Annotated in this window: 17 protein-coding genes; 12 read left to right on the top strand and 5 right to left on the bottom strand. The window is 41.8% G+C overall.

The features are described 5' to 3' along the window. Positions 1 to 11 precede the first annotated feature (11 nt). Together DYI25_RS10760 and DYI25_RS10755 are read right to left on the bottom strand one after the other, a co-directional pair. Positions 12 to 518, bottom strand: a complete 507-nt coding sequence (locus tag DYI25_RS10760) for a hypothetical protein (RefSeq protein WP_213368607.1) — start codon at positions 516 to 518, stop codon at positions 12 to 14. After that, positions 515 to 889 (bottom strand): hypothetical protein, encoded by a 375-nt coding sequence (locus DYI25_RS10755; protein ID WP_213368605.1) that lies wholly within the window; start codon positions 887 to 889, stop codon positions 515 to 517. The genes DYI25_RS10760 and DYI25_RS10755 overlap by 4 nt, the downstream gene beginning before the upstream one ends. A 329-nt stretch (positions 890 to 1218) precedes the next feature. On the opposite strand from DYI25_RS10755, the gene DYI25_RS10750 reads away from it, so the two are divergent. The 7 genes from DYI25_RS10750 (at position 1219) to DYI25_RS10720 (ending at position 6381) form a co-directional block, all read left to right on the top strand. Then, positions 1219 to 1662 (top strand): DUF4912 domain-containing protein, encoded by a 444-nt coding sequence (locus DYI25_RS10750; RefSeq protein WP_213368603.1) that lies wholly within the window; start codon positions 1219 to 1221, stop codon positions 1660 to 1662. Continuing rightward, complete coding sequence (locus DYI25_RS10745) at positions 1659 to 2903, top strand: glycosyltransferase family 4 protein (RefSeq protein ID WP_213368601.1); 1245 nt, start codon at positions 1659 to 1661, stop codon at positions 2901 to 2903. Before DYI25_RS10750 ends, DYI25_RS10745 begins: the two co-directional genes overlap by 4 nt. Then, positions 2869 to 3501, top strand: coding sequence for a hypothetical protein (locus DYI25_RS10740; RefSeq protein WP_213368599.1), 633 nt, complete (start codon positions 2869 to 2871; stop codon positions 3499 to 3501). Before DYI25_RS10745 ends, DYI25_RS10740 begins: the two co-directional genes overlap by 35 nt. Before the next feature lie 56 nt (positions 3502 to 3557). Then, positions 3558 to 3707 carry a 50S ribosomal protein L33 gene (rpmG, locus tag DYI25_RS10735; protein WP_192470885.1) on the top strand — a complete coding sequence of 50 codons (150 nt, stop codon included), beginning with the start codon at positions 3558 to 3560 and terminating at the stop codon, positions 3705 to 3707. Between the two features lie 159 nt (positions 3708 to 3866). Further along, a complete protein-coding gene (locus tag DYI25_RS10730; RefSeq protein ID WP_213368597.1) occupies positions 3867 to 4436 on the top strand; it encodes a 5-formyltetrahydrofolate cyclo-ligase in 570 nt (189 codons plus the stop codon). Continuing rightward, positions 4426 to 5214, top strand: coding sequence for a DUF92 domain-containing protein (locus DYI25_RS10725; protein ID WP_213368596.1), 789 nt, complete (start codon positions 4426 to 4428; stop codon positions 5212 to 5214). Before DYI25_RS10730 ends, DYI25_RS10725 begins: the two co-directional genes overlap by 11 nt. Before the next feature lie 216 nt (positions 5215 to 5430). Continuing rightward, positions 5431 to 6381, top strand: coding sequence for an L-lactate dehydrogenase (locus tag DYI25_RS10720; protein ID WP_213368595.1), 951 nt, complete (start codon positions 5431 to 5433; stop codon positions 6379 to 6381). Positions 6382 to 6494: 113 nt separating this feature from the next. Here DYI25_RS10720 and DYI25_RS10715 read toward each other — a convergent pair whose 3' ends face one another. Next, a complete protein-coding gene (locus DYI25_RS10715; protein WP_213368594.1) occupies positions 6495 to 6680 on the bottom strand; it encodes a hypothetical protein in 186 nt (61 codons plus the stop codon). Further along, complete coding sequence (locus DYI25_RS10710) at positions 6677 to 6889, bottom strand: hypothetical protein (RefSeq protein WP_213368593.1); 213 nt, start codon at positions 6887 to 6889, stop codon at positions 6677 to 6679. The genes DYI25_RS10715 and DYI25_RS10710 overlap by 4 nt, the downstream gene beginning before the upstream one ends. A 274-nt stretch (positions 6890 to 7163) precedes the next feature. On the opposite strand from DYI25_RS10710, the gene DYI25_RS10705 reads away from it, so the two are divergent. Both DYI25_RS10705 and DYI25_RS10700 read left to right on the top strand, forming a co-directional pair. Beyond that, positions 7164 to 7361: a hypothetical protein gene (locus DYI25_RS10705; RefSeq protein WP_213368592.1), complete on the top strand. Its 198-nt coding sequence runs from the start codon at positions 7164 to 7166 to the stop codon at positions 7359 to 7361. Positions 7362 to 7499: 138 nt separating this feature from the next. Further along, complete coding sequence (locus DYI25_RS10700) at positions 7500 to 9047, top strand: rhomboid family protein (RefSeq protein WP_213368590.1); 1548 nt, start codon at positions 7500 to 7502, stop codon at positions 9045 to 9047. Here the strand turns inward: DYI25_RS10700 and DYI25_RS10695 are convergent. Next, a complete protein-coding gene (locus DYI25_RS10695; RefSeq protein WP_213368588.1) occupies positions 9019 to 9900 on the bottom strand; it encodes a hypothetical protein in 882 nt (293 codons plus the stop codon). The two genes, DYI25_RS10700 and DYI25_RS10695, sit on opposite strands and share 29 nt — an antisense overlap. A 280-nt stretch (positions 9901 to 10180) precedes the next feature. Here DYI25_RS10695 and DYI25_RS10690 point away from each other — a divergent pair, with 280 nt between their 5' ends. From DYI25_RS10690 to DYI25_RS10680, 3 genes are all read left to right on the top strand, one after another. Further along, positions 10181 to 11644, top strand: a complete 1464-nt coding sequence (locus DYI25_RS10690; RefSeq protein ID WP_213368586.1) for a spore germination protein — start codon at positions 10181 to 10183, stop codon at positions 11642 to 11644. A gap of 182 nt (positions 11645 to 11826) precedes the next feature. Continuing rightward, positions 11827 to 12042 carry a YqgQ family protein gene (locus DYI25_RS10685; RefSeq protein WP_213368584.1) on the top strand — a complete coding sequence of 72 codons (216 nt, stop codon included), beginning with the start codon at positions 11827 to 11829 and terminating at the stop codon, positions 12040 to 12042. 6 nt (positions 12043 to 12048) lie between these two features. After that, complete coding sequence (locus tag DYI25_RS10680; protein WP_213368582.1) at positions 12049 to 13026, top strand: ROK family glucokinase; 978 nt, start codon at positions 12049 to 12051, stop codon at positions 13024 to 13026. Positions 13027 to 13292: the final 266 nt, after the last annotated feature.

The raw sequence follows: 13292 nt of genomic DNA, 5'->3' as shown, positions 1-13292 counted from the left end.
GAAAGAGGTAATTATCTATTTTTCGTGATGATTTTAGCGAGTTGGTGATAATCGAGGCCGCTGGTGAGTTCGTATTGGCCGATTTGCACCTTTGTGTGGTAGCCCTTGTCAACGAGGAATTTTTCAAATTTCTTTTCATCATCAATGATTCCCTGGCTCTTCAGCATGATGGCTACGTCACCTGGTGACATGCCGCCCGCGATTACTAGTGTAAACTTTTTCTCTTCTTTCACTTCTTCTTCTTTTACATCTTCTTCTTTAGCCTTTTCAGCCGGTGCTTCTTCTTTTGGCTTTTCTTCCTTCACGGCTTCTGCCTTGGCATTGAGTTCGGCAAACTCGCTACTGTTTAGAACCTTGAAACCTTTTTCCTCAAGAACTTTCTTCGCATCTGAAACAGCAACTTCTTGAGATGCTTCTTTTTTGGGTTCTTTTTCAGCGATCACACTGCTGCCAGCCCATAAGAGAAAGGCGGAAAACAATAATCCTAATGCGAATGCTTGTGCTGTACGTTTATTCATACAATCTGTCCTTTATCAACAAATTCATTAATGATTTCTTGAACTTCCTGGTTTGTAAGTGATGATTGCTTTGCAATTTGGTTTATATCCATCCCTTGCTGGGCAAGCGACCATACTTGATTTTTTATGATATCGTGAATTTGCTTTTTGCCAGTATTGAATGAAGAATGCTTTTCCAGGTTTGTATCATTAACGAGCAATTCTTCCTCCAGCACCTTAAGCTTTTTCTTGATCTGGTATAAATCCTGGATTTGTTGGATTGTCAGCTGGTCGATTTCTTCGCGCAATTCTTTGTATGGATCTTTCATAAAGAAAGAAATTGCGAAAAGAAGCGCGGCCAGGACAAAAAGGCTGGTGATTATGTAGCCCATCTGTAATTCCTCCCGAGCTGTTATTAGAACACATAGAATTAGTTTACCATTCAGGGTAGGAAAATTCGATTTATATTTTTTTCCTAAAAAAAAATGATAGTTTTGTCTTATTATGATTTCCATTCAATGTAAAGGCTGTCGAATCACCTCCATTTTTGTAATCCTAAAAGACTATTGAAAAATAAATAAGCGTTTCTGCATAGAGTACCCAGCAAGCTGCAAATTACGACAATTTGCGTTCATTGTGGCTGACAGGTGAACATGCTAACATAAATTTAACGAATATATTTTCTATTTCATTAATATAATGATTAATTTGGGGGTGCATCGTGGCGGAGAGGGGTCATTATATTAGCAAGCTTCAGGATCATTTAGTTGCGAGAATTCTTACACCTGGAAAGCTATTTGTTTACTGGCAGCTTCAGGATGAAAAAGTACGGTTCATTTGCGAATATTTTTATATACCGGAAGTACAGTTCATCAAGACCCTGCGTTTATATGAGCATGATTCCAGAAAAGTCATCCATGAAGTCGTTCTTCGTCAAGGAGTCTCCAGCTGGCTGTTCAAGGGGATTAAACCAAACAGTAATTATTATGTTGAACTGGGAATTAAACGAAGTACAGAGACATTTTTTCCATTATTAAAATCAAATTCAATTATTCAGGATCACGATAGCCAGTCAAAATCGGACAAACCAATTTCACCCGGATGGACCGGAAAAGTAAGCACCTACACTTATTATGAGAATCTTGAAAGGAGCATCTTCAAGTGAAAGGCAGCCAGAATCAAAAAGAGAAAATAATCCTGATGCTCTCATGGGAATACCCACCCCATATAATAGGCGGGCTTGCGAGACATGTACATGCTCTGACAACTGAACTTGCAAGCAGTAATCAGCAAATACATGTTTTAACGAGTAAACCCTTCGATAGTCAAGAATATGAAAAACAAGGTGCTTTCCATATCCACCGGGTAAATCCGATTAATGATCAGGACCCCGATTTCCTCTCCTGGATGGCCGGGTTGAATCTCGCGGTCATTGAAGAAGCATTGATTATTGCAAAACATATTGCGTTTGATGCTGTCCACACCCATGACTGGATGACAGGACCCGCAGCGGAGTTTATCAGCAAATCATTGGATGTCCCATTGATTGCGACGATTCATGGGACGGAATTCGGCCGCAATAAAGGCATTTTTTCTGAGCTTCAGCAATTTATTTTCAAGAAAGAGAATGAACTTTGCCATTCTGCAGATGAACTCATCGTATGCAGTGATTTTATGGAGGAAGAGATCATCCGATTATTTAAAGTCCCAAAGAACAAAATTACAGTGATTCCAAATGGGGCTATGCCAGAAAAAATGGAGAAACTTGAATTCAATATCGAAGAGATATATCCGTTCATAACTGGCAGGAAATTGGTTTTTTCAATAGGAAGAATCGTTAAGGAAAAAGGGTTTCGAACTTTGATTGCAGCTGCAGACCTTTTAAGGCATAAAGCTGATGATCTATGCTTTGTGATTGCAGGAAATGGGCCGTTATTAGAAGGATATAGGGAAAAGGTTACAGAGCTTGGACTGGATGGGTTCATCAATTTTATAGGATTCGTGAATGAAGAAATTCGAACTAGTTTAATGAGGAGAGCCGATATTGCTGTTTTTGCCAGCAGCTATGAACCATTTGGACTTGCCGCTGCTGAGGCACTTTCTGCAGGTGTACCGACAGTCGTCGCGAAAACCGGAGGAATGCAAACATTGGTCGAGGACTTTAATACCGGGTTCTATATGCAGCCAGGAAGTGAAAAGAGCCTTGTCCACATCATTAACTGGATTCTCGAAAATGAAGCCTTGGCTGAGGAAATCGGCCAAAATGGTATGTTATCAGTCAACGAGAAATTCAGTTGGGCACAAAATGCCAAGACAACAGATACACTATATATAAAAGCGATATCAAACTATTGCCAAAAGGAGGGTATTAATGAAGACGAATGCTTATCTCCAAATCGACAATGAAGAGAGTTTTGAGTCGAGCAGAAAACCATTGATTTTTAGTCCTGGTATATGGGTCAATGGGAAAGTCTATTGGCTAGGGAATGTGACTGAGAAACTTTTGCCGCTGGAAGATTTATCGATAAAAATTAAACAGGCCAATATTCATTCAAGGGTAGAATTTTTCGATCTTTATGTGACGAATCATTCCAAAGTTGGCAAAGAAGCGAAGTTAATCCTGATGCAGCGCCACGCTGATAGTGCCAATGAACAATTCAGTTTTGTATCACCGAATGAAGATGTCATTTTTCACTTTGCTGATAAAAGGATTTATCTTGTAAACGGTTTGAACAGCAATGGCAGGATGAAGCAGTGTACAGTTCAGCCGATATGGAATGTGAGCACTGAACGACTGTGGAATTGCCGGGAATCAGGGAAGCTTAATTACCAGCCAATGGCAAAGGGGTCGGCAGCCAGCCTTTTCTCACTCGATTTGAAAATGGGTCCCCGTGAAACACAAAAAAGCAGCTGCTGGATGATTGAAGGTAATGAAAAAAATGCAGTTGTTCATTTGAATGCGATGCTTTTAAAAAACACACTAGCAATTCCCGACAAAAAGTGATATTATAGAAAAGTCGTATGCACGAACCTAGCTCGAATAGTTTGGAGGGAAATTACATGCGTGTAAATATTACATTAGCTTGCACAGAATGCGGAGAGCGCAACTATATTTCTAAAAAAAATAAGCGTAACAACCCAGATCGTCTTGAGCTTAAGAAATACTGCTCTAGAGATAAGCGCGCAACTACACATCGTGAAACAAAATAAGCAGCGGGATTTTTCCCGGCTGCTTTTTTGTTTGCCTAAAAACCATAGTAATTAATTTCTCACTTGTTGGAAGTAATGATATTCTTGAAATATATAGTTAAGGCCTGAAACGAATAGAGCAATACATATAATATATTCAAACGTTTGGGGGAAAGTCGCATGGATGCCAAAAAAAACCTTAGGAAGTCCATTAAAGCAAAGTTATCAGAGCTTAGCCTGCCTCAATACGAAGACCAGTCTTTCGTGGTCGCGCAGCAGCTATTTCAAAATGACGAGTGGATTGAAGCTTCAACAGTCGCGATCACTGTTTCCCTAGCTCCAGAGGTCGATACTTTCCAAATCATCAGGAAGGGCTGGGAGACGGGAAAAAGGATGGTGGTCCCTAAATGCATGCCGAAGTCAAGGGAACTGGACTTCCGGGAACTAAAGCGATTTTCCGAACTTGAATCAGTCTATTTTGGTTTATTCGAGCCTATTGTTTCCGAAACGAATTCGGTGAGACCAGATGAGATAGACTTGGTGGTCGTCCCGGGACTCGCTTTTTCAAAGAACGGCTACAGGCTTGGATTTGGGGGAGGTTACTATGACCGTTTTCTGGCAAACTATCAAGGAAAAACGGTTTCCTTGGCATTTAAAGACCAGATTGTTTCTGAAATCCCCTTTGAAAGTCATGATATCCCGGTTGGGAAAATAATCACCAGCGAAGGAGTTATTGTCATTGGAGATTGACCAGCTCTTGGTAATTGGATTTATTGCCTTATTCGCTGCTGTTTCAGGATATTTACAACTTTTAAAACCATCTGGAGCTTTTGCTGCTTTTTTGACCGGAATGTTCATTTGGGCAGGCTTTGGTTTAAATGGACTTTTATTAATGGGGGTTTTCTTTCTCACCTCCAGCCTCCTGTCCAGGTATAAAAGCAAGAGGAAGGAACACCTGGGAGAGTTACATGAAAAAGGCTCGGCAAGAGATTGGGCCCAGGTAGCAGCAAATGGGGGCACTGCAGCACTCGCGGGTCTGGCAAATTTCATTTCTCCTGATCCTATTTGGCTCATCGTTCTGGCGATCTCCATTGCAAGTGCCAATGCAGATACATGGGCATCAGAACTTGGCGTCTTAAGCAGGCAGCAGCCAGTATCTATAAAGTCCTTTAAAATGGTGCCACGAGGAACTTCGGGTGCGGTTTCTGGTTTTGGAACCGCAGCTTCAGCAGCAGGTTCCGTGTTGATTGCTTTAACCAGTGGTTATCTATTCGGTGAAGGACCTGCCTGGATACTGTCAGTGTTTCTTTTCGGTGTGGCAGGGGCATTGCTTGATACGTTGTTGGGAGCTTATATTCAGGCAGGATTTAAATGCGTTCGCTGCAATCTGTTTACTGAAAAATTAACCCATTGCTCCATGCCAACAAAACAGGTTTCAGGATTTACCCGGATCAACAACGACGTAGTAAACTTTATCTCATGTTTTTCAGCGGCTATTATGGGAATGGCTTTATATCACATACTTTAAAACCATTCCCAGGAGCTAAGCTTTTCTCCCTTTCTGCCTATAAACAGTAGAATTGCAATCTTTTTACATTAACAGCAGCAAGCAGGACGTCATAAGAATTGAATTGTAACAAAATGTTTATAATGATAACGTTTCCTCAAATTAAAAGCGATACATTAAGTTCGATAGAAAAAGTACAGTTTAATAAAGAAAAAAATATTCAAGGGGGTATGCTATATGAAAAATCATGTAAACCGTGTTGTCTTGGTTGGAACAGGCTTCGTTGGTTCAAGTTATGCGTTTGCGATGGTCAATCAGGGAGTAACTGAAGAGTTAGTGCTTGTTGATCTTAATAAGGAAAAGTCAGAAGGGGACGCAATGGATTTGAATCACGGAATGCCGTTCGCTCCTTCCCAGACAAAAATCTGGTTTGGTTCTTATGCAGATTGCAAAGATGCAGACTTGGTGGTCCTCTGTGCGGGAGCCAATCAAAAACCTGGAGAAACAAGACTTGACCTTGTGGAGAAAAATACGAAAATTTTTAAAAGTATTGTAGAAGAAATAATGGCCAACGGTTTTGATGGAATTTTCCTAGTCGCAACAAACCCTGTGGATATCCTCACTTATGCTGTATGGAAATTCTCCGGCCTGCCAAAGGAACGGGTCATTGGTTCAGGGACAATACTGGATACAGCAAGATTCCGATTCTTGCTTGGAGACTATTTCAAAGTAGATACTCGGAACGTCCATGCCTATATAATAGGTGAGCATGGAGATACAGAATTGCCTGTATGGAGCCATGCCGATATAGGCGGAAAGCCGATCGCTAAAATGATGAAAGATCAGGAACATTATAAGCACGATGACCTGGAGGAGATTTTCACGAATGTACGTGATGCGGCCTACCATATCATCCAGCGAAAAGGAGCCACCTATTATGGAATCGCAATGGGCCTTGTCCGATTGACAAAAGCGATTCTCCAAAATGAAAATTCAATCCTCACCGTTTCAGCCCACCTTAGCGGAGAATATGGTCACGAAGATATCTATATCGGTGTTCCAGCTATCGTTAACCGCAACGGAATCAGGGAGATCGTCGAACTTGCCCTAAATGAAGAAGAACAACAAAAATTTGACCATTCTGTAGAAGTATTGAGAAAAGTAATGGACCCTGTCTTGAAGGGATAAGAAAAATGGGCTGTTGATCAACGCAGCCCATTTTCTTGCTTTATAAGAAATTATAAACTTTGTACCTTTAGATTAATGTCTAGCTTCAGCGCCTAGCCCCTCGAGTCGCTTGTCTAGCTGCGGCTCCTAACTCCTCGAGACGCTTGTCTAGTGTCGCCTCCTAGAAACTTCGAAACTTCAACTCCGCCGGCAGAAGCAAAAAGCGCTTCTTTGTCGGAGTCTCCAGTTTCTGCGTTTCTGGGCAGTCGGCTATACTTTTCGATTTCAATCCTGCCAATGAAGTCAAAGACCGACTTCACTGGCAGGCCCTCCAGCGCTTATCGGAGTTGAGCAGTCGCCTCCGCATTTCGATTTGTCTAGTTTCGCCTCCTAGAAACTCCGAAACTTCAACTCCGTCGGCAGAAGCAAAAAGCGCTTCTTTGTCGGAGTCTCCAGTTTCTGCGTTTCTGGGCAGTCGGCTACACATTTCGGTTTCGGTCCGCCCAATGAAGTCAAAGAGCGACTTCACTGGTCGGCCCTCCGGGGCACACGATGTGCTAGACCCGCCAGCCACAGGACAAGGAAGGCTTCGAAGCGATTCATCGCACGACCGAAAGCGGTAGCTTTTGGGAGGACGTGGCGGTTTTTGGCGGGCAGCGCGTGTCGGGGCTGACCAAGGCGCTTACACTTTTCTTGTGTAACCGCTTTCTTCTATTATATATATACATCTTTTATAGTGGATTTTTAAAGATTATTGGATAAAAAGTTGGGTTTATTACCAGAATAAAAAAGGAGGGATTTATATGGTAAGGAAGATGATTTCGATTTTTATGCTTGGTTTGGCAGGGTATTTTGTTTTTGAGAACAGGTACAGGGTCATGAATATGCTTCTAGGCAACAGGTTTTTACGTCGGGTGGCTGTAGGTTCAATCATGGGTCTGCCAGGTATTAGAAGCAAAATGATGGATTCAATATTCTCAGGACCTTCAGAGTTTCAGTAAAAAGACCTTGTCGGGTCTTTTTCTGTTTTGAAGGTCTCTTGATATCTTGCTAATGGATCTTTAGTTTATAATCATATTATAGAGGAAAAACAAATACATATTAACGGCTGGGACCGGAGCAGGAAAGTAGGGGAGAAGTTGGCTTTTTTGGAAGAGTATTTGTTTTGGAAGGTCACGGAATTCCTGATTGTGAAAAAGGAGTATCGTATCCTGCAGCTATCGCAGGATCATGGAGAGCTATGGCTGGAAAAGACTGAAAACAAGCATTCGCAGGTTGTTCGCCTGCTGCATTATAATCTTGATTGGAGCAACTGGCTGCTCCGGGATATCGGGATAACTGCGGAGAATGGAGACAGAATCCGCAGGAAACTTGCTAAAGGAGACTTGAAGATTCTTAATCTCTACTTTAGTGCATACCCCCCTGTAGACGATTATGAGTTTAGGATTGCCGAACCGACCCTTTCTGAAAATGGCAAGGTAACTGTTGAGTCTATTTTAGTGAACCGGGCCAATGCGTCAGAAGCACTAAGGAAAATAGAAAATAGATTTGATGGTCAAATAGAGATTGATTTGGCAGAGGAATTTGCTCTGGATGATGTAGAGTACATTAAGAAAAATGCCCTTTCAAGAGCGGTTGATCGAGCTAAGGAAGAACAATCTGTATTCAACTATGGTAAGCCTTTTTTTACCTACCTATTCATTGCTGTACAAGTGTTAATGTTTCTGGTGCTTGAAGCAGCTGGAGGAAGCACGGAAACATCAACGTTGATTAAATTCGGTGCAAAGTTCAACCCGCTTATACTCGAGGGTGAATGGTGGCGTTTTTTCACACCTATTATCATCCACATTGGGCTGCTTCACTTGTTCATGAATACCCTGGCTTTATACTATTTAGGAACGATGGTTGAACGGCTTTATGGGAATATGCGGTTTTTGCTCATATATATTTTTTCTGGATTCAGCGGGGTACTGGCCAGCTTCATTTTCAGTCCGAATCTTTCGGCAGGAGCGAGCGGCGCGATTTTTGGCTGCTTTGGAGCTTTACTTTATTTTGCTGTCGCCAAACCAAGACTGTTTTGGAGGACATTGGGACTGAATATTCTTGTAGTGCTTGGCATTAATCTTGCATTTGGCTTTACCATTCCTGGAATCGATAATGCAGGGCATATAGGAGGCCTTGTCGGCGGATTTGCGTCAGCAGGTATTTTTCACCTTCCAAAGAAGAAACGCCCAATGCTTCAAGTAGCATTCCTGGTCGTTTCGTTTGCAGCAGTTTTTTTATCCTTGCAGTATGGTTTTAGCGGCAAAGCAAACTTAGTTGATGAAAGATCGATATTGGTGCTTGCACAACAGCATATAAAAGCAGAAGAGTATGAGCAGGCAAATGAGTTGCTTATGGATTATCGCCAGATGGAGACACTTTCGGCCGAATCATTATTCATGCTTTCTTTTACTGAAATCAAGCTGGGACGGCTCGAGGCTGCCAAAAGTAATCTTCTTAAGGTTATTGAATTGTCTCCTGATTTCCATGAAGCATATTACAACCTTGCATTGATTTATTTCGATGAAAAGGACCTCAAGAAAGCACAAACTTATGCTGAAAAAGCGGTAGAGTTAAATCCTGGGCAGGAAAGCTACCGAAAAACACTTGAGCAGATTAATCACTACCTCGAAGAAGCTGCTTGAGTACGATGCTCTCACCAGAGCTAGTTTGTGTCACAACCAGCAGATGGCTCTTATCCTTTGAAACGAGAATAATAGGCATGGTACTGTCAATCGGGTCAGCGACAGTGCCATCGCTTTTTTTTATGCCCAAGTAATAATTCTTATATAATCCTTCCCAAAGCTTTCCGATGATATTGGCAGTCTCCTTTTGTGTAAATCCTTTTAAAGGCTGGTCTTCGTATTGTCTGATTGTATCGAGCGGAACAGTTATATAATTCGCAGCTTTAAAATCATACGTTTTTTCAGCCTTGTTCAAGCTTTTATTAAGGGTGTTCCTTACACTCTGATCAAGGACTTTCTTCCAATCCTTCTCCTGCTTGCTTTTAGCGACCGCGAAGGACTGAAGTGGACTAAAAGGTGAATCAATTACATAAAAAATGTCATCGGACATCCTTTGGGCACTTGTGATTCTGTCCCCGTCACCATGCAGTTCAGAATAATGAAAAGTAATTGCGTCATACCTCGCGCTTTCCTGGGATAAAATGGATTCTTCCTGGTATAAATCTGCTATATCCTGATCCCATTTGGCGAATTTTCCTTTTAAAAGGCCGTTGGCGAACAATAGCCCCATATCCTGTCTTAGGTATGCCTCCTGGTCCAAACTGGACTGCACCTTCCAATCAATTTCATGCTTATCATTGTTTTTATCTTTTTGCAGTGTTAAAGATGTGCTCGCGCTTTTATACTGTACTGCATCATTCAATGGGAAAAAAGTGATTGTCTCCTCTGAATTGTTGACGATTTGCAGTTGGATCATCAATGCGGAAACTGTTATTGCCAAAGCACTAATACCCAAAAATAAATACTTTTTCATTAAACTCACCCTTTTCAGATTGTCTGTTAGGTCGGTATAACCACTATATGATACTTGTCCGGAACACATGCAATTAAGTATGTTTTTACACTTTTTTGTCTAAGATGGTGAAAGAAGTGGGCAGGAAAATATTGGTCAGTATCATTTTATTGAATGGTTGTTCCTGTATTACTAAGTTATTTCACTTTTCGATTTGGTCCTTGTCCAAAACTGCGATTAGATCGATGGGCATAACAAAAAGCTTACAAAAGAGCCTTAATGAAAGGTGTTTGGATAGAATATGACAGAAGAAAAAACAAAGCATCCCGTACATGAGAATCTGAAAGAAAATATTGAGTTTTTAAGAGAAGAACTCGGAATTGGCAAAAGTTTTGACGTCATCCAGCTGGATGTCGAGTACGCAGGCAGAGAAATGGCTTTGTTTCTAGTTGATGGATTTGTAAAGGATGACATCCTGCTCTATATCATGCAATTACTGGCGAAGCTAGAGCCGGGAGCCTTAGACGTTGAAACACTTAAGAAGCTGGTCAAAACATACATTCCTTATGTCGAGGTAGAAACGACCGACGATCTTGATAAGGTAGCGGATATGGTGTTGGCCGGCCCTACAGCGCTAGCGGTAGATGGAGTGGCGGAAATTATCCTGATTGATGCAAGAACTTATCCTGTCCGCGGTCCTCAGGAACCAGATACCGAAAGGGTAGTAAGAGGTTCGAGAGATGGGTTCGTGGAGACATTGGTCTTCAACACTGCACTTACAAGAAGGAGAATCCGAGACCGGACTTTGAGAATGGAATATATGCAGGTCGGCAGGAGGTCGCAAACGGATATCGTTGTCAGTTACATAGAAGATATTGCTGATCCGGAAATGGTCAAGAAAGTAAAGGACTCAATCAGCAAAATTGATACTGACGGATTGCCAATGGGTGAGAAAACGATTGAGGAATTTATCTCAGGCCAGCATTGGAATCCATTTCCCACAGTAAGGTACACAGAGAGGCCAGATACTGCGGCGACACATTTGTATGAAGGGCATGTCTGCATCATCGTTGATGGATCGCCAAGTGTCCTTATTACTCCGACAACCTTCTGGCATCATTTGCAGCATGCCGAGGAGTATCGCAATAAGCCGCTAGTGGGTGCATATCTGAGAATGGTGCGGTTCATGGCTGTATGGGCATCTTTGTTTCTGCTTCCATTATGGTATTTGTTCGCGGTCAAACCAGAATTGCTGCCAGAAAGGATGGCTTTTATTGGACCGAATGATCCGGGACAAATTCCTTTATTTTTACAGTTTTTCCTGATTGAAATTGGTATCGATGTACTCAGGATGGCTGCCATCCATACACCTACCTCTCTGGCAACGGCACTTGGACTTGTCGCTGCCCTGATGATTGGACAAGTGGCGGTCGAAGTTGGCCTGTTGACAAATGAAGTCATACTTTACCTTGCGATTGCGGCAATTGGAACGTTCGCAACGCCAAGCTATGAAATGAGCCTGGCAAACCGGCTTGTAAGGATATTCCTATTAATATTGACTGCAGCATTCCAGCTTTATGGATTCCTGATTGGAATAGTGCTGTTCATCATCTTGCTTGCAAGAATGAAATCATTCGGTGTGCCGTACCTATGGCCATTCATTCCGTTCAACCCAAGGGCATTCCGAGACGTAATCGTCCGGTCTCCTATTCCATTAAAAAACAGACGCCCACGGATCTTGAAACCGCAGGATCCCGATCGGTAAGAATAAAAAAAGCAGCGATTGCTGCTTTTTTTATTGGTAAGGTTTTGTTTTTCTCAAAAAAATAAAACGCTTTCGTCTTTTTCATGAAATCTTGTCCTGCATACTTGAGCAGGCATTGAGTATCCTTTATACTTAAGTAATGGAAACATGCTCTTATTTTCACAAACATTGAGGGGATTACGTTGAAGACGATTTATGATATCCAGCAGTTCCTGAAAAAATTCGGGACATTTATTTACATAGGTGACAGAGTAGCGGATTTGGAACTCATGAGGGCTGAACTAAAGGAACTCTATAATTCCCAATTGATCGAGACAAAAGATTACCAGTCTGCGATTTTGCTTTTGAGGCATGAAATCCGGATGGAAAAAGAAAAAAATGTAAATGAGAAAAGGTGACGCATTATGGCTGAAAAATGGCTAGCAGGTGTAGATTTAGGAGGAACAACAACCAAACTTGCCTTCATAAGTCTATATGGAGAAATCCTGCACAAATGGGAAATCCCAACAGATGTTTCAGACGAAGGGAAAAATATAACGGTCAATATTGCAAAGGCGATTGACGCGAAGCTTGAGGAGTTAGGGCATTCAAAAAGTGAAATTATCGGAATCGGCATGGGAGCTCCTGGTCCAGTTGACCTTTCGACTGGTGTGATTTTTGAAGCAGTGAACCTTGGATGGCGAGAGCCTTATCCATTAAAAGACTTGCTTGAAGTCGAAACTTCGCTTCCGGCGGTAATCGACAATGATGCTAACTGTGCAGCTCTTGGTGAAATGTGGAAAGGCGCAGGAAATGGTGCGAAAGATCTTGTATGTGTCACGCTAGGGACAGGTGTCGGTGGCGGTGTGATCACGAACGGAGACATTGTTCACGGTGTAAGCGGTGCGGCCGGTGAAATAGGACATATTACCTCTCTGGCTGAAGGAGGAGCTCCGTGTAACTGTGGCAAAACTGGCTGCCTGGAAACAATTGCATCAGCAACTGGAATTGTCAGGATTGCTACTGAAGCATTGAACGCAGGAACCTCTGCTGGAGAACTAGCAGAAGTATATAAGGAAACTGGCCATGTTACGGCAAAAGATGTTTTCGATTCGGCAAAAAGAAATGATCAATTAGCACTAAAAATCATTGATTCAGTTGCATTGCATTTGGGAATTGCTCTTGCCAATATCGCTAATACTCTTAATCCGGAAAAAATAGTACTTGGAGGCGGAGTTTCAAAAGCAGGAAATGTCCTGCTCAATCCAATAAAAGAACAATTTCTACGTAATTCTTTTCCTCGAGTAGCGCAATCAACTGAAATCAGCATTGCTACATTAGGAAATGATGCGGGTGTGATTGGCGCTGCGTGGCTGGTCAAGAACAAAATTGGTCAGGCATAATCAGCAACAGGGAGTTTTCTGTGAGAAAACTCCCTGTTTTTTTGTGATAAAAGTTTCAATTTTCGGAATTTGGACATTCCTGAAACCTTTTTAGGTTTGATTCGTCTAAAATAGTGGAAAATCACAGTAATTGGTCTATGCTTTTTTTGCTTTGATTTTGTTTGCTTTTTAGAAAAAAAAGTATTAAGATTATCTTTGATTCTTGAGCAAGTGGAAAAAATAACCTAAAAATTCCCATATCTGTTATTTTTAACAGGGAGGTAACA

Origin of the sequence: Mesobacillus boroniphilus (genome assembly GCF_018424685.1) — a bacterium.
In the GTDB taxonomy this organism is placed as follows: Bacteria; Bacillota; Bacilli; order Bacillales; family Cytobacillaceae; genus Mesobacillus; species Mesobacillus boroniphilus_A.
The sequence above is the reverse complement of the archived record's forward strand: the minus strand, read 5'-3'. Positions and strand labels throughout refer to the sequence as shown.

Excerpts from the sequence above, each read along its gene's own strand:
- rpmG (WP_192470885.1), top strand. The coding sequence starts at position 3,558 with ATGCGTGTAAATATTACATTAGCTTGCACAGAATGCGGAGAGCGCAAC.
- DYI25_RS10695 (WP_213368588.1), bottom strand. The coding sequence starts at position 9,900 with ATGAAAAAGTATTTATTTTTGGGTATTAGTGCTTTGGCAATAACAGTT.
- DYI25_RS10680 (WP_213368582.1), top strand. The coding sequence starts at position 12,049 with ATGGCTGAAAAATGGCTAGCAGGTGTAGATTTAGGAGGAACAACAACC.
- DYI25_RS10755 (WP_213368605.1), bottom strand. The coding sequence starts at position 889 with ATGGGCTACATAATCACCAGCCTTTTTGTCCTGGCCGCGCTTCTTTTC.
- DYI25_RS10760 (WP_213368607.1), bottom strand. The coding sequence starts at position 518 with ATGAATAAACGTACAGCACAAGCATTCGCATTAGGATTATTGTTTTCC.
- DYI25_RS10705 (WP_213368592.1), top strand. The coding sequence starts at position 7,164 with ATGGTAAGGAAGATGATTTCGATTTTTATGCTTGGTTTGGCAGGGTAT.
- DYI25_RS10690 (WP_213368586.1), top strand. The coding sequence starts at position 10,181 with ATGACAGAAGAAAAAACAAAGCATCCCGTACATGAGAATCTGAAAGAA.
- DYI25_RS10720 (WP_213368595.1), top strand. The coding sequence starts at position 5,431 with ATGAAAAATCATGTAAACCGTGTTGTCTTGGTTGGAACAGGCTTCGTT.
- DYI25_RS10740 (WP_213368599.1), top strand. The coding sequence starts at position 2,869 with ATGAAGACGAATGCTTATCTCCAAATCGACAATGAAGAGAGTTTTGAG.
- DYI25_RS10730 (WP_213368597.1), top strand. The coding sequence starts at position 3,867 with ATGGATGCCAAAAAAAACCTTAGGAAGTCCATTAAAGCAAAGTTATCA.